At 58.0% G+C, this 22,800-nt stretch carries 25 protein-coding genes; 14 read left to right on the top strand and 11 right to left on the bottom strand.

The annotated features are described in order from the left end of the window. The first annotated feature begins 92 nt into the window (after positions 1-92). From AC56DV_RS20255 to AC56DV_RS20245, 3 genes are read left to right on the top strand one after another with little or no spacing between them, the layout of a single operon-like run. Positions 93-746: a MarR family transcriptional regulator gene (locus tag AC56DV_RS20255; RefSeq protein WP_496316031.1), complete on the top strand. Its 654-nt coding sequence runs from the start codon at positions 93-95 to the stop codon at positions 744-746. Between the two features lie 50 nt (positions 747-796). Next, entirely contained in the window at positions 797-1,345 is a 549-nt protein-coding gene (locus AC56DV_RS20250; protein WP_496316030.1) for a carboxymuconolactone decarboxylase family protein, read from the top strand. A 13-nt stretch (positions 1,346-1,358) separates the two neighbouring features. Then, entirely contained in the window at positions 1,359-1,916 is a 558-nt protein-coding gene (locus tag AC56DV_RS20245; protein WP_496316029.1) for a peroxiredoxin family protein, read from the top strand. A gap of 35 nt (positions 1,917-1,951) precedes the next feature. Here the strand turns inward: AC56DV_RS20245 and AC56DV_RS20240 are convergent, their stop codons facing one another. Beyond that, complete coding sequence (locus tag AC56DV_RS20240; protein ID WP_496316028.1) at positions 1,952-2,956, bottom strand: 2-hydroxyacid dehydrogenase; 1,005 nt, start codon at positions 2,954-2,956, stop codon at positions 1,952-1,954. Between the two features lie 129 nt (positions 2,957-3,085). Here AC56DV_RS20240 and AC56DV_RS20235 point away from each other — a divergent pair, with 129 nt between their 5' ends. After that, complete coding sequence (locus tag AC56DV_RS20235) at positions 3,086-3,529, top strand: hypothetical protein (RefSeq protein ID WP_496316027.1); 444 nt, start codon at positions 3,086-3,088, stop codon at positions 3,527-3,529. A 142-nt stretch (positions 3,530-3,671) separates the two neighbouring features. Then, on the top strand, positions 3,672-4,190 hold the full coding sequence (locus AC56DV_RS20230) for a pyridoxamine 5'-phosphate oxidase family protein (RefSeq protein ID WP_496316026.1): 519 nt from the start codon (positions 3,672-3,674) through the stop codon (positions 4,188-4,190). Positions 4,191-4,207: 17 nt separating this feature from the next. On the opposite strand, the gene AC56DV_RS20225 is transcribed toward AC56DV_RS20230, so the two are convergent. Next, on the bottom strand, positions 4,208-4,555 hold the full coding sequence (locus AC56DV_RS20225) for a YggL 50S ribosome-binding family protein (RefSeq protein WP_496316025.1): 348 nt from the start codon (positions 4,553-4,555) through the stop codon (positions 4,208-4,210). 66 nt (positions 4,556-4,621) lie between these two features. Next, positions 4,622-4,768 carry a hypothetical protein gene (locus AC56DV_RS20220; protein WP_496316024.1) on the bottom strand — a complete coding sequence of 49 codons (147 nt, stop codon included), beginning with the start codon at positions 4,766-4,768 and terminating at the stop codon, positions 4,622-4,624. Between the two features lie 323 nt (positions 4,769-5,091). Here AC56DV_RS20220 and AC56DV_RS20215 point away from each other — a divergent pair, with 323 nt between their 5' ends. Next, a complete protein-coding gene (locus AC56DV_RS20215; protein WP_496316023.1) occupies positions 5,092-8,055 on the top strand; it encodes a sensor histidine kinase in 2,964 nt (987 codons plus the stop codon). A 3-nt stretch (positions 8,056-8,058) separates the two neighbouring features. Here AC56DV_RS20215 and AC56DV_RS20210 read toward each other — a convergent pair whose 3' ends face one another. Next, the gene (locus tag AC56DV_RS20210; protein ID WP_496316022.1) at positions 8,059-9,003 is read right to left on the bottom strand and encodes a LysR family transcriptional regulator; all 945 of its coding nucleotides are present in this window, start codon (positions 9,001-9,003) and stop codon (positions 8,059-8,061) included. 190 nt (positions 9,004-9,193) lie between these two features. Between AC56DV_RS20210 and AC56DV_RS20205 the strand changes: the two genes are divergently transcribed. Further along, positions 9,194-9,823, top strand: coding sequence for a response regulator (locus AC56DV_RS20205; protein WP_496316021.1), 630 nt, complete (start codon positions 9,194-9,196; stop codon positions 9,821-9,823). A 98-nt stretch (positions 9,824-9,921) separates the two neighbouring features. Here AC56DV_RS20205 and AC56DV_RS20200 read toward each other — a convergent pair whose 3' ends face one another. Together AC56DV_RS20200 and AC56DV_RS20195 are read right to left on the bottom strand one after the other, a co-directional pair. Continuing rightward, positions 9,922-11,259 carry a type II toxin-antitoxin system HipA family toxin gene (locus tag AC56DV_RS20200; RefSeq protein ID WP_496316020.1) on the bottom strand — a complete coding sequence of 446 codons (1,338 nt, stop codon included), beginning with the start codon at positions 11,257-11,259 and terminating at the stop codon, positions 9,922-9,924. A 3-nt stretch (positions 11,260-11,262) separates the two neighbouring features. Further along, the gene (locus AC56DV_RS20195; protein WP_496316019.1) at positions 11,263-11,520 is read right to left on the bottom strand and encodes a helix-turn-helix domain-containing protein; all 258 of its coding nucleotides are present in this window, start codon (positions 11,518-11,520) and stop codon (positions 11,263-11,265) included. Positions 11,521-12,189: 669 nt separating this feature from the next. On the opposite strand from AC56DV_RS20195, the gene AC56DV_RS20190 reads away from it, so the two are divergent. Further along, the gene (locus AC56DV_RS20190) at positions 12,190-13,464 is read left to right on the top strand and encodes a tyrosine-type recombinase/integrase (RefSeq protein WP_496316018.1); all 1,275 of its coding nucleotides are present in this window, start codon (positions 12,190-12,192) and stop codon (positions 13,462-13,464) included. 12 nt (positions 13,465-13,476) lie between these two features. On the opposite strand, the gene AC56DV_RS20185 is transcribed toward AC56DV_RS20190, so the two are convergent. Next, the gene (locus tag AC56DV_RS20185) at positions 13,477-14,334 is read right to left on the bottom strand and encodes a hypothetical protein (protein ID WP_496316017.1); all 858 of its coding nucleotides are present in this window, start codon (positions 14,332-14,334) and stop codon (positions 13,477-13,479) included. Positions 14,335-14,710: 376 nt separating this feature from the next. Here AC56DV_RS20185 and AC56DV_RS20180 point away from each other — a divergent pair, with 376 nt between their 5' ends. Both AC56DV_RS20180 and AC56DV_RS20175 read left to right on the top strand, forming a co-directional pair. After that, complete coding sequence (locus AC56DV_RS20180) at positions 14,711-14,899, top strand: helix-turn-helix transcriptional regulator (protein ID WP_496316016.1); 189 nt, start codon at positions 14,711-14,713, stop codon at positions 14,897-14,899. A 342-nt stretch (positions 14,900-15,241) separates the two neighbouring features. Further along, positions 15,242-15,892 carry an inovirus Gp2 family protein gene (locus AC56DV_RS20175; protein ID WP_496316015.1) on the top strand — a complete coding sequence of 217 codons (651 nt, stop codon included), beginning with the start codon at positions 15,242-15,244 and terminating at the stop codon, positions 15,890-15,892. A gap of 35 nt (positions 15,893-15,927) precedes the next feature. Here AC56DV_RS20175 and AC56DV_RS20170 read toward each other — a convergent pair whose 3' ends face one another. Beyond that, a complete protein-coding gene (locus tag AC56DV_RS20170; protein ID WP_496316014.1) occupies positions 15,928-16,275 on the bottom strand; it encodes a hypothetical protein in 348 nt (115 codons plus the stop codon). Between the two features lie 188 nt (positions 16,276-16,463). Next, on the bottom strand, positions 16,464-16,775 hold the full coding sequence (locus AC56DV_RS20165; protein WP_496316013.1) for a hypothetical protein: 312 nt from the start codon (positions 16,773-16,775) through the stop codon (positions 16,464-16,466). Positions 16,776-16,990: 215 nt separating this feature from the next. Here AC56DV_RS20165 and AC56DV_RS20160 point away from each other — a divergent pair, with 215 nt between their 5' ends. Further along, positions 16,991-17,242 (top strand): helix-turn-helix domain-containing protein, encoded by a 252-nt coding sequence (locus tag AC56DV_RS20160; protein ID WP_496316012.1) that lies wholly within the window; start codon positions 16,991-16,993, stop codon positions 17,240-17,242. Positions 17,243-17,263: 21 nt separating this feature from the next. On the opposite strand, the gene AC56DV_RS20155 is transcribed toward AC56DV_RS20160, so the two are convergent. After that, positions 17,264-17,836, bottom strand: a complete 573-nt coding sequence (locus tag AC56DV_RS20155; protein WP_496316011.1) for a recombinase family protein — start codon at positions 17,834-17,836, stop codon at positions 17,264-17,266. A gap of 147 nt (positions 17,837-17,983) precedes the next feature. Beyond that, a complete protein-coding gene (locus AC56DV_RS20150; RefSeq protein WP_496316010.1) occupies positions 17,984-18,382 on the bottom strand; it encodes a hypothetical protein in 399 nt (132 codons plus the stop codon). Positions 18,383-18,477: 95 nt separating this feature from the next. On the opposite strand from AC56DV_RS20150, the gene AC56DV_RS20145 reads away from it, so the two are divergent. Genes AC56DV_RS20145 through AC56DV_RS20135 form a run of 3 tightly spaced genes read left to right on the top strand, consistent with a single transcriptional unit; the run spans position 18,478 to position 22,792 of the window. Then, positions 18,478-18,690, top strand: coding sequence for a ribbon-helix-helix domain-containing protein (locus tag AC56DV_RS20145; RefSeq protein WP_496316009.1), 213 nt, complete (start codon positions 18,478-18,480; stop codon positions 18,688-18,690). Continuing rightward, positions 18,690-21,518 (top strand): SNF2-related protein, encoded by a 2,829-nt coding sequence (locus tag AC56DV_RS20140; RefSeq protein WP_496316008.1) that lies wholly within the window; start codon positions 18,690-18,692, stop codon positions 21,516-21,518. The genes AC56DV_RS20145 and AC56DV_RS20140 overlap by 1 nt, the downstream gene beginning before the upstream one ends. Further along, positions 21,515-22,792 carry an ATP-binding protein gene (locus tag AC56DV_RS20135; protein ID WP_496316007.1) on the top strand — a complete coding sequence of 426 codons (1,278 nt, stop codon included), beginning with the start codon at positions 21,515-21,517 and terminating at the stop codon, positions 22,790-22,792. The genes AC56DV_RS20140 and AC56DV_RS20135 overlap by 4 nt, the downstream gene beginning before the upstream one ends. Positions 22,793-22,800: the final 8 nt, after the last annotated feature.

The following is a 22,800-nucleotide window of genomic DNA, read 5'->3' as shown; positions in this document are numbered from 1 at the left end:
TTTTTGGGGGCGGTATCCCACCGTCCCCTTTTTTTTGATTCACTTACTTAGGAGTCCTTTACAAATCCAAAAATGGGCTTATAATTCGCTGCATGGACATCAAACCTGAAACCCCATGGGACGGCACCCCGGACGTATCGGCGCGCATCATCACGGCGATCTCGCGCATCGCCAGTGTCATGCGTTCCGGCGTGTGGGAATTCGCCACCAGCGAAAACCTGAATCCGGCCCAGACCGAGATACTGCAACTGCTGCATGCGCGTCCGCACGGCGTGCGGCTGTCGTGGGTGGCGGCGCAGTTGTCCATTTCGGCCGCCAGCGCCAGCGACTCGGTCGCCTCGCTGGTGTCCAAGGGCCTGGTGCGCAAGGCGCGCGCCGAGGATGACGGACGCGCCACGGCGCTGTTCCTCACCGCCAGCGGCAACGCGGTGGCCGAACGCATCGGCAGCGCCGTCAGCTTCGCCGACGATGCGGCGGCCGCCCTGCCTCCGGCCATGCAAGTGCATATGCTGACCGGGCTGCTCAAGCTGATCGCCGAGCTGCAGAAGTCCGAACGTTTTCCGGCGCTGCGGGCCTGCCCGTCGTGCCGTTACTTTGAAGCGAACAAATATCCCGGTGCGGAAACGCCGCACCACTGCGCATTGGTCAACGCGCCGCTGCCGATATCGTTTATCCGCATCGACTGCGCTGAGCATGAAGAGGCCGACTTGGCCACCCAGCAACGGAACTGGGCGATCTTTGCATGACCTTCCGTTTTTTTACTTATTTTTTTAACTTTTATATTTAGGAGTCCTACATGAATACCCAACGCATCCCTCTCGTCACCCCTGCCGGCACCACCGGCGAGCGCCAACAGCTGCTGGGCCAGATCCAGCAGGCCTTCGGCGCCACGCCGAACATGTTCAAGGCCGTGGCCAATTCCACCGCAGCGCTGAAAAGCATGTGGGGCTCCTTCGGCGCCCTGGGCGGCGGTGTCATTCCCGCCAAGCTGGGCGAGCAGATCGCCGTTGCCATCGCGGACCGCAACAACTGCGAGTACTGCCTGGCCGCGCACACCGCGCTGGGCCGCAAGGCAGGCGCCAGCGCCGAAGAGATGAGCGCTGCGCAAGCCGGCCAGTCGGCCGACGCCAGGACCGCCGCCGCGCTGCGCTTCGCAGTGGCCGTGGTGAACAACCGCGCTCAGATCGACGACGCCGACGTGGCCGGCCTGCGCGAAGTGGGCTACAGCGACGAGGAGATCGTCGAGATCCTGGCGCACGTGGCGCTGAACCTGTTCACCAACTACATCAACGTGGCCTTCCAGGTGCCGGTCGATTTCCCGTCCGTCAAACTGCGCGCCAAATAAAGGAGGAAGCGCCATGATCGTCAACCATCCCGCGCCGGAGCTGCAGGTTTCGGCCTGGCTCAACGCTGCCCAGCCCGCCGGTCAGCCAGCCGGCCGGCCGCTAAGCCTGGCCGCGCTGCGCGGCAAGGTCGTGGCGCTGTACGCTTTCCAGATGCTGTGCCCCGGCTGCGTATCGCACAGCATCCCGCAGGCCAACCTGATCCGCGACACCTTCGATGCGGAAGACGTCGCCGTCATCGGCCTGCACAGCGTGTTCGAACACCACGACGTGATGACCAGGCGCGCGCTGGAAGTGTTCATGCACGAATACCGGATCAAGTTCCCGGTGGCGGTGGACATGCCGTCGTCCAACGGGCCGGTGCCGCTGACGATGGAGCAGTACCAGCTGCGCGGCACGCCCAGCCTGCTGCTGATCGACCGCCAGGGCAAGCTGCGCTACAGCCACTTCGGCCGCGCCGGCGACATGCAGGTGGGCGCGCTGATCGGCCAGCTTTTGGCTGAACCTTTGGCGGAATCCGCAACCGGAGCGGCAGCGGACTGCAGCGACGAAGGCTGCGCCATCCGCCGCTAGCCAGGGCTGGCGTAATCCACCTGCTTACCGCCCTATCAAGCAACTATGCAGGCATTGGCGCAAGGCTGGCCTGCCATGTGGCAATCCAGATTGTCGAAAGTGGTTTCGGCGATTTCGCGCAGCGCCTCGGTGGTGAAAAAGCCCTGGTGGCCGGTGACCAGGACGTTGGGGAAGGTCAGCAGGCGCTGGAACACGTCGTCGGAAATAATGTCGGCCGAATGGTCGTGGAAGAACAGCTCGCTCTCCTGCTCGTACACATCGATCGCCAGCGCGCCCAGGTGGCGCGACTTGAGCGCAGCGATCACCGCGCAGGTGTCGAGCAGGCCGCCGCGCGAAGTATTCACCAGCATGGCGCCCGGCTTCATGCGCGCCAGCGCCGCCGCGTCCATCAGGTGGTGGGTGGCCTGCGACAGCGGGCAATGCAGCGACACGATCTCCGACGCCGCCAGCAGCTCCGGCAGCTGCGCCACCGTGCCCAGGGCGCTGAACGCGGCGGGCGGCGCCGGGTCGTAGCCCAGCACGCGGCAGCCGAAGCCGTGGAAGATGCGCGCCGCCGCCAGGCCGATCTTGCCCAGCCCGATCAGGCCCACCGTCTTGCCGTGCAAATTGCTGCCCAGCAGTCCGTCGAGCGCGAAATTGCCCTCCCGCACGCGGGCGTAGGCGCGGTGCGTGTGGCGGTTCAGCGTGAGCACCAGCGCCAGCGTGAACTCGGCCACCGCCTCGGGCGAGTACGCCGGCACGCGCGCCACGAACAGGCCCAGCCGCGCCGCCGCCGCCAGGTCCACGTTGTTGTAGCCCGCGCAGCGCAACAGCACGGCGCGCACGCCCTGCCCCGCCAATGCCGCCAGCACGCCGGCATCGAGCGCATCGTTGACGAACACGCACACCGCGCCGCAATCCCGCGCCAGCACAACCGACTGGAGCGACAGCGCCTCGGTGAAATACTGCAGCGCCACCGCCCCGCCGGCATGGCGGCGCGCCAGCGCTTCGTCCAGAAAGCGGCGGTCGTACGGCTGCGCGCTGAATACGGCGATCTTCATATATGGCTCCAAGGCAGTAAAAGGTTAAGTTCATTACGGCAACTTAGTTTGCTTTTGGGAAAAATTGTGACATAATCATGCTTGCCGCTAAAGCTGCAATCTTAGTACCGAATCACCCGCATCGCCGCCATGAATTACGCATCCGACACCCAAACCCTGCTCGACCAGCGACTGAAAACGACCGGCTGGCAGATCGCCCAAACCGTCGTGCTCGGCCTGCTGGCGGCTTGCCTGTCGCTGTTCGGCCAGGTGTGCCTGGAGCGCGCCCGCCCCATCTTCCCTGCCCTCGACCAGAACTTCGCCGCCTGGCAAAGCGGCTACACCCTGGTGCTGATGGTGATCGGCGTGGTGTGGCTGGTGGCCATGCTGCAAAGGATCAGCTTCTTCCAGGACTGCCTGGAGCGCCTGCGCAGCCAGCGCCGGCTGGATGAACAATACGCGGTGCGCCGGCAGCAGGCCGAGGAAGCACGCGCGGCCAAGCTGGCCGAGAAGGCAGCCAGGGAAGCGGAAGCCGAAGCGGCGCGCGCAATCAAGCTCGGCAAGAATGAGCGCAGCACGAAGTTTGACTACTGAGTTGATTATTCAGTCGACTAGCGAGCCGATTACTGAGCAGGCCCGCAAGGTTAGCCAGCACACAGTCCATTCGCGCAATCGCGCCTAGCATCTTTCCTGAACAGCCGAGGCATCAGGCCTGGGCGATTTAAGGAGAATTGCAATGGACAGCATCAACCGCAATCAGCCGGAACACAACCGCTGCAACCTCACGGGCAGCGAAGCCATCAAACGCATCAAGGACATTGCCGAAGAAGCCAAGAGCGGCTTCTTCTGCACCGCCAACCGCGTCATTCCCATGAGTCCGCTCAAAGTCGACGAAGCGGGCAACCTGTGGTTCCTCAGTGCCGATGACAGCCACCACAACCAGGACATCGCGGCCAATCCGGCGGTGCGCCTGTATTTCCAGGCCTCGCGCCATTCCGGCTTCCTCTACTTCGACGGCCACGCGGTGATCTCGCGCGACCCGGCGATGATCAAGGAGCTATGGAGTTTCACGCTGAAGACCTGGTTCACCGAAGGCGAGAACGACCCGCGCATCACGGTGATCCAGGTGCGGCCGGTGGAAGGCTACTATTGGGACAACAAGCACGGCAACGCCGTGGCCGGCGCCAAGATGCTGGTCGGCGCCGTCATCGGGCAGACGCTGGATGACTCGATTGAGGGGACGATACGGCTGTAGCCGCGTCTGACTGCGGCTTAACCCCAGCCGTACCAGGCGTCGCGCAGTTCGCCCACCTGGACTTGCTGCAGCGTAGCCTGGCTTTCCAGCCAGGCGCGCACCAGTTCGCGGTGACGCTCTTCGACTTTGCCGTAGGCTTTGTCGGAGACGACAAAGCCGCTGAAGTCGCTGTTCATGCCGCCGCCGAAGGCCAGGCCGTTGGCTTCGATGGCTTCCAGCAGGAAGCGGTACAGCAGGCTGTCGCGCTGCGCTTCATCCTGGCCGGCGGCCAGTTTGGCATCGACCATGAAGCCCAGTTCCTGGAACTCGCCCAGGTGCATTTTCTTACGCTGACGCCGGTTGGCGCGGTGATGGGATCGGCTCATGTTTTTCTATCCGGTGAGTTGCAAAGCCGAATTGTCTCACGGCACCGGTGGTGGAGAACAGGGGGCTTAGATGGCTGCGGGCGGCACCGGCGCGGTGGTGGGCGCCAACGCTATTGGCGCCGGCTGGGCGTAGATCACGATAGGCGTGGGGGCGGCCACCGGCCTGCTGACGATCAGATTGACGCTGCCTATCCAAACGGCACACATCGCCACGACAGCGCCCATCATCTACTTGAAGAAATTGGCGGAGTTCGTTTGCAGCATGGCGTTGGCCTCGGCAAATTGAATCCGCTAGCTGGCAGTGAACTCGTCGAATTTTTTGTTCTGGGCTACGGTGAAATGCGCGCGCGCTTCGTGCCTGGAAATAGCTTACATTGCCGTCCATGAAACGCTCAACCTTGCCCCTATACAGAAAAGGCGGCGGCCGCGAGTGCGATTTCCTGCTGGTGTTGTTTTAATAGTCACTCCACCGAAAGGCAGAACAGGCAGAGCAAGAAGCGCACTAGAATGTGAATTTGTCTACAGAGAGCGGGTTCATGTTCAAGCAACTGCGGAAGGTGCTGACCGGACTGGTCCTACTGTTGCTATGCCAGTCTGCGATGGCGCTCAATCCGGCCATCCGGGTGGCCAACCTCAATCACGCCAGCTGGAGCGAAAAGGACGGCGTGCCGTCCGACATCCAGTCCCTTGCGCAGACCACCGATGGCTGGCTATGGCTGGGCACCACGGACGGCCTTTACCGATTTGACGGCGTCAGCTTTGAACGCGTGCCGCTCAAGTCCGGCCGCATCAATGACCTGAGCGCTTTGCCCAACGGCGATCTGCTGATCTCCTTCGTTTGGGCCGGGATGGTAGCGCTACATCCGGACGGCAGCATCACTGAACTGGCCGGCAACGACGATACCTTCCGCATGGGTAACTTCAGCGGGATGATGACCGACCGCGAGGGCGCCATCTGGGCCGTCAGCATGAAAGGGCTATTCCGCTACCGCGCTGGCAAGTGGGAGAACATGCAAAGCAGCCCCAACTGGGCGACCTTGGCCTCCCAGTTGCTGATCGACCAGTACGACCGGGTCTGGTATGTCGACGAATCAGGGCTGTACCGCTACGAACGCACCACCGGAAAACTGATACAGGTCGCCGACGGCGGCAAGCGCGGACCGCTGATCCAGTCTCCCGACGGCCGCATCTGGACCAATGCGAACGGCGTGCTCTATCCGGTGCCGGCACCGGCGCCCGGCGCCACCCTGCCGCGTTCGCCCGAGTTCAATCACCTGCAATCGCGCTGGTCGGGGCAATTCGACCGCGACGGCAATTTTTGGGCGCCGGCTTGCACGCGCGGTCTGTGCCGCGTGGTCCGTGCCGGCGACTTGCCCGACCAGCCGATCAACATCGCCGCGCAGGCCACCGACCGCCTGGATCAAAGCTGGCAACTGAGCGCCATGCCGACGACGCAAGTCCTGGAAGACCGCGAAGGCAATATCTGGGTGGTCACCGCATCCGGCCTGGACCGCTTCCGGGAAAACAAGCTGCAGCCATTGCAACTGGACTCGTCCTCCGTGATCTCCACCATGGTCAAAGACAGCGATGGCCGGGTGTGGATACGGGAAGAGGAAAGCAACAAGCTCTTGCGCCTGGCCGAGGACGGCACGGCCGTGGCCGATCCACGGCGCGGCATCACCGCCATCATTACCGGCCGCGACGGCGCCTTGCTGCTGGCGGGAAAACGCGATATCGAACGCATCCACAACGGACGCTCCAGCCGTATTCCGCTGCCGGCGCCGGGCGGCAAGCCGGCCGACCTGCAGGTACTCGGCATCACCGACGACGGAAAAGTGCTATGGATGGCGGCCGTCCAGACCGGCCTGATGGGCTGGGTAGACGGCCAGTGGAAACCGCGCTCGGCGTTCAACCTGCCCAAGCGCATCAGCATGACGGCGGCAGGCGATACCGGGCAAATGTGGCTGAGCCACAGCGCTGGCTTCCTCAGCCTCTACGACAACGGCAAGCTGACGCGCTACGACATCGGCATGGTCGGCCAGGAATCGGGCATTTTCCCCGGGCCGCAAATGGTGATCGCCGGCGAGCGCGGCATTGCCGTGCTGCGCGGGCACAAATTCGAGGCGCTGGCGCCGCACAACTCGGAAGTGTTGCGCAACGTGACAGGCTTGGCGATCACGCCGGAAGGCGACCGCTGGCTGAACGGCGCGCGCGGCGTGGTGCACATCCGGCGCGATGCCTGGGAAGCGTCGGTCCGGCAGCCGTCGATTCCCCTGGCATATGAGGTAATCGATGCGCTGGAAGGCTATCCCGGCCGCGCCTCGATCCTCAACCGCCTGCCCTCGATCTTCAACGCCGGCAACGGCAAGTTGTGGTTCCGCGCCACCGGCGGCGTGGTGAAGCTGGACACCAGGGCGCTGCGGCCCAGTGCGGTCAAACCTGTCGTGCGGCTGCTGCGGGTGAACACGGACGACGGCAGCCATCCCGCCGGCGGCCGCCTGTCGTTGCCGCCGGACTCGCGCAACTTCAATATCCAGTACACCGCGCCGGGGCTGCGCAAGCCCGAGGCAATCCGCTTCCAGTACCAGTTGAAGGGCGTGGACCCGCATTGGCAGGAAGCCGGCACGCGCCGCGCCGCCTACTACAACAACATCGAACCGGGCCGCTATGTGTTCCAGGCCCGGGCAGTGAATGAGGACGGCATCGTCGGCGACACCATCGCGTCCATGGAGCTGGAAGTGGCGCCCACCGTCACGCAAACATGGTGGTTCAAGCTGGCCTGCTTCGCCGCCAGTGCGCTGGCGCTGTACTGCCTGTACAAGTACCGGCTGAAGGTCGCCACCGACACCCTCTTCCACCAGCTGCAAGTGCGGCAGGAAGAACGGGAACGCATCGCGCGCACCCTGCACGACACCATCCTGCAAACCGTGCAGGCGCTGATACTGCACGTGCACAATGTGGCGCTCAAGCTGCCGGGAGGCAGCGAGCCGCGCGAGAAGCTGGAAAAGATCTTGCAGAATGCAGACCACGCCATCAACGAAGGGCGGCGCCAGGTACAGCAACTGCGCCAGGGCCCGGACATCGAGCAATGCCTGAGGCAGACCGGCGACATGCTGTCGGCAGTTTACACCGGCACCTCCTTTACTTTGAAGGTGAGCGGCAAGCGCCAAGCCCTGGAGCCAAGCATACTGGAAGATCTGTGCGCAATCGGGCAAGAGGCGATGCACAACGCCTTCCAGCACGCGCAGGCCAGCGCCGTCACTGCCAGCCTGGACTACGGCGCCGCACTGCTGGTGCTGCGCGTGGCCGACAATGGACGCGGCATCAATGAGGCGGAAGTGGCCGAGCGCATCAAGGAGCAGCATTGGGGCATGGTCGGTTTGCGCGAGCGGGCCATGCGCATCGGCGCCAAGCTGGGCATCAATGGCGTGAGCGGCAAAGGCACCACCATGGAACTCTCGGTAGCCGGCAGCCGGGCCTACGCGGCGGCGCCCGGCTAGGTGTCATGCGCAGATCAGCGCGCGCCTGTGGTCCGGGGCCGCCTGGCCTGCGTTCAGGTGCGCATGGGCACGCAAGTGCTCGACCAGCAAGTCGATGAATTTGCGCACTTTGGACGCACCGAGTTTATTGCCCCGATGGAGCACATACACCGGCAGCGGCTCCTCCTCGTAATCGGCCAGGATGACCCGCAGCCGGCCATCGTCCACCGCGCTGCCCACCTGGCAGGACAGCAGCCGGCAAATGCCCAGCCCGCCGATTGCCGCATCGATAGCAGCCTCGTTGCTGGTGACCGTCAGGCGCGGCTTGATGCGCACCACCATGGGATCGTCCGGCGTGCCGAAGCGCCATTCCAGCCGTGGCGAAACACCGCTGGCAGCAATCACCGTGTGGCGCAGCAAGTCCGGCGGATGCAGCGGCAAGCCTTTCACCGCCAGGTAGGCGGGCGCGGCGCACAGGATGGGCCGCACCTGCCCCACCCTGAGCGCCTTCAGGCCGGAGTCCGGCAGATGGCCGATGCGCACCGTGACATCCATCCCCTCCTCCACCAGATTGACGGCCCGGTCGACGAAATAAGCCGACACATCCACCTCTGGATACTTGTTCAGGAACTTGACGATGCAGGGCATGATGAAGTCCTTGCCGAACGCGTCGGAGGCCGCGACCGACAGATTTCCCTTCAGCGCGGAATTGGCGGCAGCCACCGCCTCATTGGCTTCGGCGATACTGGCCAGGATGCTGCGGCAATCGGCCAGATAGCGCCTTCCGGCCTCCGTCAGCCGGACGTTGCGGGTCGTGCGCAGCAGCAGCTCCACACCCAACTGGTCCTCCAGCCCCGAGATGGCGCGCGTCACGGCGGCCGGGGACAGATCAAGGCGGCGCGCGGCCGCGGCAAAGCTCTCCCCCTCGCCGACACTGACAAACACATTCATGAGATGGATCTGGTCCATGCCTTGCTCCTGACGAGATACGGGACGGCGCATCATTGCGCCTGGAGCATTATTTCGCACAACGTATCGTGCAACAATGCACTTTCGGGTAACTGTTTTACCCGGCTGGAGCCGCGTCGGCGGACACCCGATCGTGTGATGCCGGCTGCGGCCGCCGGTGGTAGAGTTGAGAAAGGAAAAAGGGCTGAATATGACGAGCGGCGACCCCATTAGCGTCTTGATTGCGGACGACCATCCGCTGCTGCGCAGCGGGATTGCCGGCGTGCTGGCGTCCGATCCGCGCTTCCGCGTGGTGGGCGAGGCTGACGACGGCATCGCGGCGGTGGAGCAGTTCAGGCAATTCCGTCCCGACATTACTTTGATGGACCTGCAGATGCCCGGCCTGAACGGCATCGACGCCACCAAGGCCATACGCCACATCGATCCCCAGGCGCGCATCATCATCCTGACGACCTTCGATGGCGACGTGCAGGTGACCCGCAGCCTGCAGGCGGGGGCCAGCGGCTACATTCTGAAGAACCTGACCCGTACCGAGTTGATCGACTATATCCTCTCGATCCACGCGGGCGGGCGGCCCCTGCCGTCACAGGTGGCCAGCAGCCTTGCGGGCAGCTTCCAATCCGACTCGCTGAGCAAGCGCGAAATCGAAGTGCTCAGGCTGGTCGCCGGCGGGAATACCAACCAGCGGGTGGCCGATGAGCTGGGCTTGCGCGAGGACACCATCAAAGCCCATATGAAAGCCATCTTGCAGAAACTCGGCGCGCGCGACCGCACCCACGCGGTGATGATCGCCATGCGGCGCGGGTATTGGGAAAGCTGATCAGCTCCAGGGTACGGGCAAATTAGCCGCAGATTCCAGTTCGGCTCCTACAAGTTCGCGCCCACCGCGCAGCAGAATTAACTTGTAAGGATCAGGACCTAGTCCTTTGACATTGTCCCCAATTGCTTCGCGGACCGCTCGATGCCTGTAAAAATGGTTGCTGCTATCCTGTCCGGAAATCCCGGTGGTAGACGGGCTGCAACCGCCTCGATCGCCCCCGCCATCCGCGCCAGCACGCGTTCGATAACGTCTTCGGCATCGGCGCGCAGGAAGCACCTGGCTGCGGTGCGGTTGAAGTGCCGGCGCTGCACATCCGAAAAACGGTAGTGCTTGTTCTTGCCTAATAAGGCCATGGCAAGCGTAGCCTTGTGCAAGGAGTATTGATTCGCCCCGCCCCCCTCGATCGGCCAGATGGACATCACATCATAGAGCGGCGTGAGCGCGTAGCGGCCAGCCGGCAGCAAGCGGATGCTGAAGTTCTTGGCATGGCCGTCCGGCGCCGCCATCAGCCAGAACAGCACCTGGCTTGCCAGCAGCGTCGTCAGGTCTTCCTCCGCCCGCTCCGAACCACGCAGCACCGCAGCGAGATCCTGCAGGCCCGGGCCGCCATCACTTTCGTACTTCAAATGCGGCGCCACGCCAAGAGCCTGGCAGAAATCTTCCTGCGGCAGCCGCATGATCCATTGTCCGGACGAATGGAATTTCCTGTCGAAGCGCTCAACGCCAAGCACCTTCTGACCGCCAAATTTCAGGATGGCGGTTCGCGCCACCGGCAAACCGAATTCCTCCAACAGGTTCATGCACAGCCATTCGTTCTCTACCGATGCGGTCAAATCGGCTTTGCGGCGCCCCACCAGCCCCATCGGCAATTTGAGTATGTGGGTGGTGGGCGTGGAACCGTGCGGCCGCATCCAGTTGTCGTTGTGCCATAGCAAAGCCGTCTTCTCCTGTGCCCCGGCAAGTGAAATACGCAGTTCATCGACGTCATCGCCGCGCCCTATCGGTCCCGGCTGCGTTATCTGGATCAGGTGTCGCTCGACATCCTCCTCCGACATGACACTGCCGTTGATGCACTTGACGTCGGCAGGCACCTCATCCTCCTTCAGCAGCTGGATAGCGCCGACACAGTCCCTGCCTATTTCCTGCAGTAAGTCGAACGCCTCGATGGACGCCAGCTTGAAATGCGACGCCAAGCGCTTGCGAATTGGCTCGCTATCGGGAAGCAGGTTGTCGAAGAAGTTGCGGACGACCTCACCTCGCAAGGGCTGGTCTCCGGTGTATGGCAACGACAGCGACAACGGGCGCCCAACTGCCGATTCGCGCCACGCTTCATCGTAACGGAATTGGGTTTCGCCCCGGGTTGGGATAGTCCAAATGCCAACACGATCGCCATTGCTCCACACCGACAGTGACCGCGAGTGTGATTTCCGGCCCATGGTTTACCACTCCGGCGTGTTTGGGCCGCGCTCTTCGCCGATGCCATTCTTCGGTTGCACGAGTATCTCGTGATTCAAGGCGGCGAGCAGCGCCAGCAGTTGATCGACATTGATCGTGCCCGGGTCCAGTTCCATGGCCGAGATGCGGCTTTGGCTGACGCCCAGGCGCTGCGCCAGCTCCGTCTGCGACAGGCCTGCCGATTTCCGCGCCGACTGAAGAAGCGGCCCAAGCTGCTTGGAGAGCGATAAGATTTGCTTCATAGATTCTTTCGATTACCTGTCAAGCGAGTATTTGTAGATTACGCGTATTACTGATATCGGTCAAATACCCACAATACAAGTAACTTGGACAACCCTAATTTCTGCGACGCCCGACGAGGTCACGCCCGACGAAGGGGGCCCGGTCCGGCTTTCTGACACGGGCTATACCGTAAATTGGCGGCGACGGGGTCAGGTCCGGCTTTCTGACACGCGCGGCGACAAGCGAGGGGGTCAGGTCCGGCTTTCTGACACGGGCTCGGCCGTAAGCGGGCGTCGACTTCGGACGCACTGGAGAACGCTGACGGTGGGACTTCGAGTAGCCTAGAACCTGAAATGGGGATACGATCGCGCGCCCTCGGCGCGCGGGGCTGCGCGCGCAGCGCGCAGCAGTTGGGCGATTCGGATAGCCTCGCCCCCTTTAGGGGGCTACGTCTTCGAATCTCACCGTTTCCGTCCGAGCAATAAAAAACGGGCTCCCGCAGGGGAGCCCGTTTTTTATTGTTCTGGCGGAAGCGGTGTCCGCACAGTGGGCGTCCATTGGGGTCCATCACATTCCACGCATCACTTTAAAATCAAACAGTTAAGCGAGATCGACGTCCATTAGAGTCCTTTACTGTTTGCTCAAATCCGCGTACTATTTGATGGTCAATTTGATAGTCAGGAAGTAGAATGGCACGTCAACAGCAGAAGCTCACTGCGCTACAAGTGAGCAAGCTTACCAAACCTGGCCTGTATGGTGATGGCGGCGGTCTTACGCTCCAGATCACAAAGGGCGGTGCCAAGTCTTGGCTATTCCGATTCATGATGACTGGCAAAGCGCACGGCATGGGACTTGGGCCGACGCATACTGTTAGCCTGGCGGAAGCGCGCCAAAAGGCATTAGCAGCGCGTAAGCTCCTCTTGGATGGCATCAATCCGTTGGCGGCGAAGAAGCAAGACCAGCTTGCCACCGCACTAGCGAATGCGCGGATGATGACCTTCGACCAATGCGCCGAGGCGTACATTTCCGCGCACAGGGCAGGCTGGAAGAACGAAAAGCATGCTGACCAGTGGACCAACACACTCAACACGTATGCCAGCTCCATATTCGGACAACTGCCGGTGGCAGAAGTCGACACGGCCCTGGTTATAAAGTGCTTGAAACCTATCTGGCAGACCAAGACAGAGACCGCTAGCCGCTTACGAGGCCGAATCGAGTCGATCCTGGGATGGGCCACAACCAGCGGCTATCGCACTGGGGAGAACCCAGCCCGCTGGAAGGGGCATTTGGATAATCTGCTCGCCACCATCAGCAAGGCTAGCCGCACGAAACACCATCCGTCCCTACCTTGGCAGCACATGAACGACTTCCTTACGCACCTTAGAGCGCGTGCTGGACTGTCTGCTCGTGCTGTGGAGCTTGCTATCCTCACGGCTTGCCGGTCAGGTGAAGTGCGCGGAGCCAAGTGGTCTGAATTCGACCTCGCTAAGAAGGTCTGGACGATACCAGCGGAGCGCATGAAAGCACGTCGGGAGCATGAAGTGCCACTCAGTGAAGCGGCTCTGCGCCTGCTTACAGCCATCCCTGAGACAGGTGACTTGGTATTTACGGGAACTAAAGGCCAGGAATTGTCCGATATGTCACTAACGGCGGTAATTCGCCGCATGAACGACGGTGATTCGCCTGTTTGGGTTGATGCAAATGGCGATGGCATCACCGTTCACGGCTTCCGCAGCAGCTTCCGCATGTGGGCGGCGGAGACCACCAGCTATCCACGTGAAGTCGCTGAGCATGCCCTGGCGCACCAACTTCCAGATGCTGTCGAGCGGGCTTATCAACGTGGCTCTCAGTTCGCAAAACGAGCTGCTCTGATGGCTGAATGGGCAACGTACTGCGATAAAGTGCCCGGAAAAGCTGAAGTGACTCCAATCAAGCGTCGCCACCAAGCGGATACATCGAAATAGAAGCTGAATTCGTTAAAAAAGCGAAGCCTTTTGGGCTTTTTGAGGTAAATAGTGGTTCTGAGCAGCTTCCATTTTGATCAACGCTTCAATGATTTTTGGTCTACTTACCTCATACCGCTTTGCCAGTTTGTCTAGATCAGCAATTGCTTGGTGTGATAGCTCAAAATTGTACTGTTGCTTGTCTTTTTTATTTTCCCGCTTCTTCTTTTGATTCCAATTGTTCCTGATTTTTTTAACATCCAACTCTTTTTGCGCAGCATTGACGCCAATACGGTCATAGAACCTCAGCAGTTCTTCGCAACTAGTGATGGCCTCCTGACCATATGTCTCGCGTGGCTTATCTTGAACTAGCCAATCCCAGGCGTATGCGCATCGAGCCGCTTCCTCTTGGTCTTTAAACCACTTAAAAATGCCATCGGTTTTAAGATACTCATTCCAATCACTTCTCATCTTTTCGATAGCGTTGAGCTTATAGCGGTAATCGATCTCGTAAAAGTCGATTTTAGCTATGAGCAAATTTTTCCCAAATAAGCTTGTAGGGATGGGAAAGAAGTTGATATTCAACGTACGTGATGTGTAATCGAGGAGCCAGTCAATCTGGCGCACATCGTCCTTGATCCAATCCAATTTCTCAATTGGAAGCATAGATTGTTGAGAAACGACTTCAATCAATTCGTTAACTCGCTGCCAGTGCAAAAATCCGGTCAGAAACTCACGCAAGTTTTCTGTTCCAAAACTCTCAATTGGCAAATTTGCGCCGTCTTTGCGTGCCGCTAGCCAAAGCCAATTATTAAACCGTTTATCAGCCAGCCTCTGTATAGCTGCTCCCTGCATGATTTCCTCCTGGCAATTTTTTGACATGGTTCTCATGCCAATTTCTAGAGGTATTCTAGCGTATTTTTAGAGGGAATTTAGACGAAATATAGACGGATTTTAGATCATTTCTAGATTTACACTAGAATGATACTAGATTGCCACGTCGCTCTATCGCCCTAGCATAGCCCTAGTTTAGACGCGGAATGCTCATGTTGGGACGCCCCAACATGCATGACCGCTGCTGGCGGTTCAAGCTGGCATTTCGATGCTGCCTGCGGCAGTCCACGGCTACACAGGAACCACTTCGCCTAGGCTACATCGCTGGCGAACCAACTGTCTCCAGTATAAATGCTGGCAGTTATTTTGACTCTTAAGCGGAAAAATATTCGGTGTCCAGATCGTTTGGAACAAACAACCTGGAGCCGCAAAAATGAAAGTACTTCGCCTGGCACAAGTCATGGACTCAACCGGACTCGGCCGTTCAACTATCTATAAATACATTGCTGAAGAGAAGTTCCCTATACCTCTCCAACTCAGTGAGCGCTGTGTAGGTTGGCTGGAAAGTGAAGTCCAGCAGTGGATCCAATCACGCGTGGATATGCGTGAAGCATCGAAGTGATCCAATGAAGATTTTCCTCTATGCTTTAGCCAATATTTTGCCAGAGTAATGATATAGGGTCATTACTCTACTTTCTTGCCTACTTTCCCGATCAGAATCCCGTCATTTCAGCAGTACCAATTCTCGGTATTGGTAATATGTTTTATTAAAGAGATAGAAGTATAGAGGTAGATGACTAGATGAAAGATATAGGAGGAATAGAAGCGAAAAACATTAAAGGAAAGATATGCCACTGATGTCATAAGTACATCTGGTCGCATTGAAAGGCAATCAGGTAATGACCAGGAAAGGAATTAAATACTGCCATCCATGATGGTATAGAGCAACCAAAGGACTACGAGCATGACCTATCAATTCAATCCCAATCATACCTTTCACTTTGGAACAGAGTACGCTGGACTGCCCATCCAAGATAAAGGACCATTCATCACCGAGTACTTAGAGCGTCTTTACCGTACAATGATCCGCGCCTTGAATCAATACCGTGAAGTCTTCACTTTCAGATTCGATCTACGTCTACCAGCTAATCATATCCCTGATCGCTCTGTTTACGAGAACGAGCTCATTGACCGTTTCATCGAGTCATTCAAAGCAAAGATCAAGCACAACCGCCAAATGGCAAGGAGAGAGAACCCATACGCGCATGACAGCGTTGTACGCTACGTTTGGGCTAAAGAGGTCGGCCATCGAGGTCGCCCCCATTACCATCTGGCCATCTTGCTCAACAGGGACGCTTTCTGTGCGGTAGGGGCGTATGAGCTAGGCAGAGACAACATGTTTAACCGCCTGCATGAAGCATGGGCCAGTGCGCTTGGCTTGCCTGTCAGTGCTGTATCCGGCCTCGTGCACATTCCTGATAACGCTTACTACTTCCTGCGTCGTGATGACCAGAACAGCATGGCAGATTTCTTCTATCGTGCCAGCTACCTGTGCAAGGCTGCTACGAAGGCATATGGCAATGGCGGGCATGGATTCGGTGCCAGTCGGATGTGAGTCTACGAAGGCGGAACAAACTCCGCCTCAGCCTTTCACTTTTTATAGGTCACGGTCAACGTGCCGGTAGCGAGGTTCTTGGCGATCTCATAATCGGGATTCCATGTCGCCACATTGTGAACACCAATGGCCAAGGCAGACACCCAGCCGCCGATGACCGTGGGCGACACTGGAATGGCTGCCGCAGCCACAGTCGCTGCTCTGCCCTTCGTATAGATGCGACAGCGAAGCCCCTTCGACTCAATGAGATTTTCCAAGGTCTCTACCGCCTCGCCCATGTTGAGCCTGTCGATATTCTCAAGGACGAAAGAACCCTTCTGTTCAATCAAGGCCCTGATCTGCTCATTCGAAATGCTCTTGATCGAGTAAACGCCGAAATCCATTTTTTCTCCTTTCATAAACAACGATACTTTTTGCACAGCGGTCAGAGATACAACGCCATGGTTGACGGCCAGCGCATTCGCGCCCCCGGCTCTGTGCGATGTGGCCAAACCAGGCCGGGAACTGCTGGGTGGCGGTGCACTTGTTCAGCGAGAGTGGGTGCTATCCCACCCTGTGCTAATTGGATGAATCAGAGATTGCAGTTCCGTGGCTCTTGCAGTTCCAGGTCTTTGAACTGCACCCACCCAATTGGCTTCTTGGATTCGGCCTCGACCACCTGCACCATTGCGCCGTCCTGGCCGACGATGGACATCGTCCACAGCTTCGATTCGACCTTGCCTTCCTTATCTTTCGGCGAAGCCTTTACGACAATTGGCTTGACCGCAAGGCGGCCGTCTTTCTGGACGGTCGATTTAGGCATCACGCACTGGCCGACGTGGTTTGCGGCCTGTGCGGACAGGGAGACGAAAAGAGCAGCGATGATGAGGGACATCTTTTTCATGATGATTCTCCTATGTGAAAAAACGGATTAACTAAAAGGTCGGAATTACGCGGTGTACCGCTAACAGCGCCTGGGATTCAGCCAGGGAATTTAGCTGCATGTCGGCCTCCAATCGTTCCTTTGGGAAATACTTGCCAAGAGTATTACATGATACTCAAAGTCTGTATACTCAAACTCTGTAGACCTAAAGTATTCATCTCGTCAACCTGTCGTACGTGCAAATTGACGAGCAAAACCCATCTCCACGCGTCCCCGCCAAGATTGTTTTCGGTGCGAGGCTTCGCCATGCCCGCGAAGGGCTGGGACTATCCCAAGAAGTACTGGCTGAGAAAGCCGGGCTTCACCGGACCTACATAGGTCAAGTGGAGCGAGGCGAGAGGAATATTTCGGTAGACAGCATGGAACGATTGGCCGATGCGGTAAGCCTTCCGCTATGGGACATGCTTAAGCCTCTAAGCGCGGCTTAAGCTACTTGGGCCTGAAAGTGTTTAGGCCGGCGTTTTCACTTTCAGGATTCGATACACCGATGCAATGCCGATTGAGCACGCGTCAGCAATTTCCTGCTTGGTTAGCTCCTTGGCCGCGAGCGCTAACACCTTCGCCCGTTTGGCCTGCGCGGTCGGCATCCTGCCGGTATAGGCTCCGCGCTGCTTGGCGGCGGCAATCCCTACCTTCTGCCGCTCCAGCATGTTTTCGCGTTCAAACTGAGCGATGGACGCGAATAAGTTGAACGTTAGCCGACCGGATGGAGTAGCGGTGTCAATCGCCAGGTCAAGAATGCGGATCGTTGCGCCGGCCCGCGCCACCTTTGCTTCGATCTCGACCATGTGGACCATCGAGCGCGCAGCGCGGGACAAGCTGCTGAAGACAAGCACGTCGCCCGTCCTCAGTACGGATAGCACCTTGGCGAACTCTACTCGGTCTTCCATTCGCACGCTGCTGATCTGCTCTTGGTAGATCGACTGATCCGTGCAGCCTGCCCCCTTCAGCTTTGAAATTTGATCTGCGAGCCCTGCGACCTGTTCAACGGTCGAGGTGCGCGCATAGCCGTATGTTGTCATACTGTTCCTTTCTATCAATAGGTTTTAGATGTGGTGAAATTATCAATAGGCTCTAGAATGAGAGGCCGTTTTGATAGTTTTTTGATGGGGCGACGGTCCGGATCATTTGACCCTGCCCTATTGATGGATAACGCCGCTGCAGGCAACTCAATACTCATCGGGCAACAAGAGGGTAGTGATTGAGCGATCAGCGTCAGTGATGACCCACAATCGCTCTTCTCCGACCATGTACGCAGAAAGCAGTTGAGCACCGCTTGCTAAGGCCAACTCATTTGCCTGTGCGTCATCGGGCGGAACAACTCCCCATTGCCCCCCCTGGTGTAGCGCCAAGAAATAAAACGGGGACAGGTTGTGAGCGTCTAACAATCTGAGCGCCCCAGGCGTCGAAACTATATTTCCCATTGGAAAGCGACTCGTTGGGATTGGTCGTTTCATTGTGCCTCCATAAAAAGCAACGCTCAATGCTGCCAAGGCAGCATTGAGCGTTGCGGGTTGATAAATGTAAATGCTTGAAAAATAGAACCTTGAACGTTCGTGGTCGACCATACAGCTCGTTTTTAAGCAATCGTCGTACTACGGTGCGAACTATCTTTGACCTCCCTCAAGAGGCCTTCGCAGCTTTTGATGCATAATGATGCAAAATGATGCATAGAGGACGTACCACCATGAAAACTGTTCGTACAACGGTCTCGCTATCGTCCGACCAACTACAACAGCTACAGTCGTTGGCGGACAAGCACGACCTTTCACTTGCATGGTTGATACGGCAAGCCGTTTCTGAGTACCTGGACCGTGTGAATGATCAGGCAACCTTCCAGCCTCTCAAAAGGACGGCGTTGAAGGAAGAGCATTGATGTTTACTAATTATCAAAGCGGCTATCTCGCGCACCGGCTACAGTTGGAAGGCGGCGAGGAAGAGTCGTTAACCCAAGCCATCGCTGGTGCGAAGGTCGATATGAACCCGCACCAAGTAGATGCAGCGATGTTCGCTCTAGCGTCTCCGTTGTCGAACGGTGTGATCCTCGCTGACGAAGTGGGCCTAGGGAAGACCATCGAGGCAAGCCTCGTGATGGCGCAAAGGTGGGCGGAACGAAAGCGCAAGATCCTTCTCGTCGTCCCGGCAACATTGCGTAAGCAGTGGCAGCAAGAGCTTGAGGAGAAGTTCTCTCTCCCTTCGCGGATCCTCGAAGCAAAGAACTTTCGAGAAGCGAAGAATCAGGGCGCTGATAATCCGTTTGATGCTGAATCAGCATTTGGCAGTGCGACAGTGGTGATCTGTTCCTACGAATTCGCCGCACGTAAGGATATCGAACTTGCACAAGTGCCGTGGGATCTCGTGGTACTGGACGAAGCCCACAAGCTGAGGAACATCTACAAGACAGATGGGGCCAAGACTGCACGCAAGCTCGATGCCGCCCTCAAGGGCCGTCCCAAAGTGATGCTGTCGGCCACGCCGTTGCAGAACAACTTGCAAGAGCTATATGGGCTCGTGTCGATGATCGATCCTCATTTTTTTGGGGACCTAAATTCTTTCAAGGCTCGCTACTGCCGCCCGAAGATGGAACGTGTTGAGTTCGAATCGCTTCGTGAACGCCTGAAAACAATCGTTCGGCGGACACTGCGCCGGCAAGTCCAGGAGGAAGGTGGCATTAAGTTCACGCGCCGCTACTCCATGACAGAGGATTTTCGTCCGTCGGCAGATGAACTTGCGCTTTACGACGAGGTGTCAACCTACTTGCAAAGCGACGACTTGCTCGCGATTAAGCCAGGTGCCCGCCACCTTGTAACCTTGGTCATTAGGAAAATCCTTGCGTCCTCGTCGTTTGCGATACAGGGTACCCTCACAACCATGATTGACCGACTCGAAAAGCAGTTGCCGCTCGAAGCGGTGCTGAACGACTATGAAGGAGCGGATGACATCGCCGACGAGGAAGGTATCGACGAACAAGAGTTACCGGATCCCGTTTCGCTGGAAATTGAGATCGCAAAATTGAAGGGGTTCCGAGACCTCGCGCAGCGAATAACCCAGAACGAAAAAGCCGAGGCTCTGCTAAGGGTTCTCGGACGCGCGTTCGAGTTTGCTGAGCGTCTTGGCGGTGCGAGGAAGGCGGTGATATTCACTGAGTCGGTCCGTACACAGGCTTGGCTGTACGCGCTTCTGACTCAAAATGGATATGCCGGGAAAGTCGCCATTCTCAACGGCAGCAATACCGACGAAAATTCACGCGCCACCTACCAAGCATGGCAACTCAAGCACCAGGGATCGTCACGCATATCCGGCTCTCGCACTGCCGACATGAAGGCCGCTCTTGTGGACCGCTTCCGGCACGATGCCGAAATCATGATCTGCACGGAAGCCGGAGCGGAAGGTATCAATCTCCAGTTCTGCTCGCTTCTCGTAAACTACGATCTACCGTGGAATCCGCAGCGCGTCGAACAAAGGATCGGGCGTGTGCATCGCTATGGACAGAAACACGATGTCGTAGTCGTGAATTTCATCAACAAGGGCAATCGTGCGGATGAACGCGTCTTCGAACTGCTCAGCCAAAAGTTCCAACTGTTCGAAGGAGTATTCGGTGCGTCGGACGAGATTCTCGGCTCCATCGAATCGGGTGTAGATATTGAACGCCGGATCCACGTCATCTATCAGCAATGCCGGAATGATGCGCAGATCGACGAAGAGTTCAACCAGTTGCAGGAGACTCTGAAAATTGAATTGCAAGCGCGCGAGCACGAGACGCGCCGTTCGCTCTTCGAGAACTTCGACGTAGACGTCGTGAAACGGTTGAACCTGCGCCGCGAGAAGGTTGGACGATACCTCAACGAGTACCAGGAAGACATGCTGACACTTGCGCGCATGATGCTGCCGGACGCGGCGTTTGAAGAACATCGTTTCTTCCATGACGGATGCTGGCACGACGTGAACTGGCAACGCACGCTAGAAGTCGATGCATGCTTTTTCCGTCCCAACGAAGGACTCGGGCGAGAACTGATAGAAAGAGCGAAGAGCTCGCTTGTTGGAAGCGGTGCGGCACTTCTTGAATTCGACCTTAACAACACCGAAAACGGCCAGCATTCCTATCTGCGTACGCTGGCCGGCCAGTCTGGGGAATTGGTCGTGGAGAAGTTGACGTTAACCACGAGAAAACAAAGCGTAGAACGCTTAATTGTCGCCGCACGCAGCGACTCCGGCGACGTGCTGCCCGTTGATGCAGGTGAACGCCTACTCCTAGTGCCCGCTTCAGTTAGGGAAGCCAGTGCGGAACTGACACAGGTCACGGGGCTTGAGCTCCAAGTTGAGCAACAAGTAGCGGAACAAGTCGCAGCAGGAAACAAGCGAAACGAACGCTATTTCGAGGAAGAAATCGCAAAGCTAGACCGATGGGCCGATGATCGTCGCGTAGCACTGGACATCCGATTGCGTCAGTTGGATCAGGAAATTAAAGAAGCGAGAAAGGCAGCCCGCCAACTACCAAGCTTGCAGGAAAAGATGGATGCCAAGCGTGCGCTTAAGGTGCTGGAGCGCGAGCGCGATTCGCTCATGCTCGACTACCACGAGGAAAAGAAACGGATCGAGAGCGAGGAAGACCGACTTATCACAGAGGTCGAAGATGCGCTCAAGATTGCCCCTCGCCGGGAACAACTTTTCTCGCTCCGATGGCAACTAAAGGAATTGCAATGATTAACACCACGGACCTTATACGCGAACTGATCTATCAGATCCGCCTCGGGGAAGATTCCGCATACGAATTCAAGGCAGTCACGCTGCGAGGCAATCGCGTCGACGCTCCCGGCCGAGACAGTGTCGCGGACGAACTTGCCGCTCTTGCCAATACGAATGGTGGCTATCTTGTTCTCGGTGTCAACGACAAGACTCGCGAAGTCGAAGGAATAGCTCTCGGCGATCTGGAGACGGTGGATGTTTGGCTCTCCAACATCGTCTCTCAAGCCATCGATCCGCCGCTCTCCATCGAAACTCGCCTGGTCGAAATACCAGACCACCAAGGCATTGCAAAGCCCCTTGTCTGCGTACGCATTCAAAAGAGTCTGTTCGTTCATCGCAGCCCCCACGGCTACTACCACCGCGTTGGATCGACCAAGCGCGAAATGTCGCCTGAACTGTTAGCTCGATTCTTTCAGCAACGAAGCATGGCACGGCTGATTCGCTTCGACGAGCAGATCGTCCCGCAAGCTGGTGAGGATGCGATAGTACCGGCACTGAAGGCGCGCTTCATGCGCGGAGACCTTCCCGAAGCAATGCAACTTCGAAAACTCTATCTCGTTAGCGATGACGCGAATGGCCGCCCCCATCTTAGCGTGAGTGGCGCTCTTCTGATAACAGCCCGCCCGGCCGACTACTTGTCGTCAGCCTACGTTCAATGCGTTGCTTACTCAGGAACCGAGCGGAATGCCGAGTTCCAGATTGACGCCATTGACTGTGACGGACCGGTTGACGCTCAGATCCAAGAAGCTTTTACATTCGTGAAGCGAAATATGAAAATTGAGGCCGTGAAGCGGCCTGGTCGCATCGACATTCCCCAGTACGACCTTGGAGCGGTATTCGAAGCCATTGTAAACGCAGTCGCGCACAGAGACTACGCTATGCATGGCGCCCGCATACGCCTGCATCTGTTCTCTGATCGCCTAGAACTATCCACACCGGGAGGACTGCCAAACAGCCTATCAGTGGAAACTATGGATTCGAACAGCATCAGCCGTAACGAGACGCTCGTCAACCTCCTAAGCCGATACTTCCCTGCGGACCCAATAACCCGCAGGACGAACCTCATCGAACGCCGTGGCGAAGGCGTGCCTACGATTCTGGATGCCAGCGAACGCCTTTCCACTCGTCGTCCGCTCTACGAGCAGATCGACCACACGGAATTAAAACTCACCATATACGCCGCCACTCGAGTCATGAACGGACTACTGGCTCAATTTGGCGAAGAGGAATAACAACAATG

The sequence above is a fragment of the Massilia sp. BGA-UO-ETr-WB1 genome (assembly GCF_059567845.1).
Note: the sequence above shows the minus strand (reverse complement) of the source record. Positions and strands in the feature narration are given on the sequence as shown.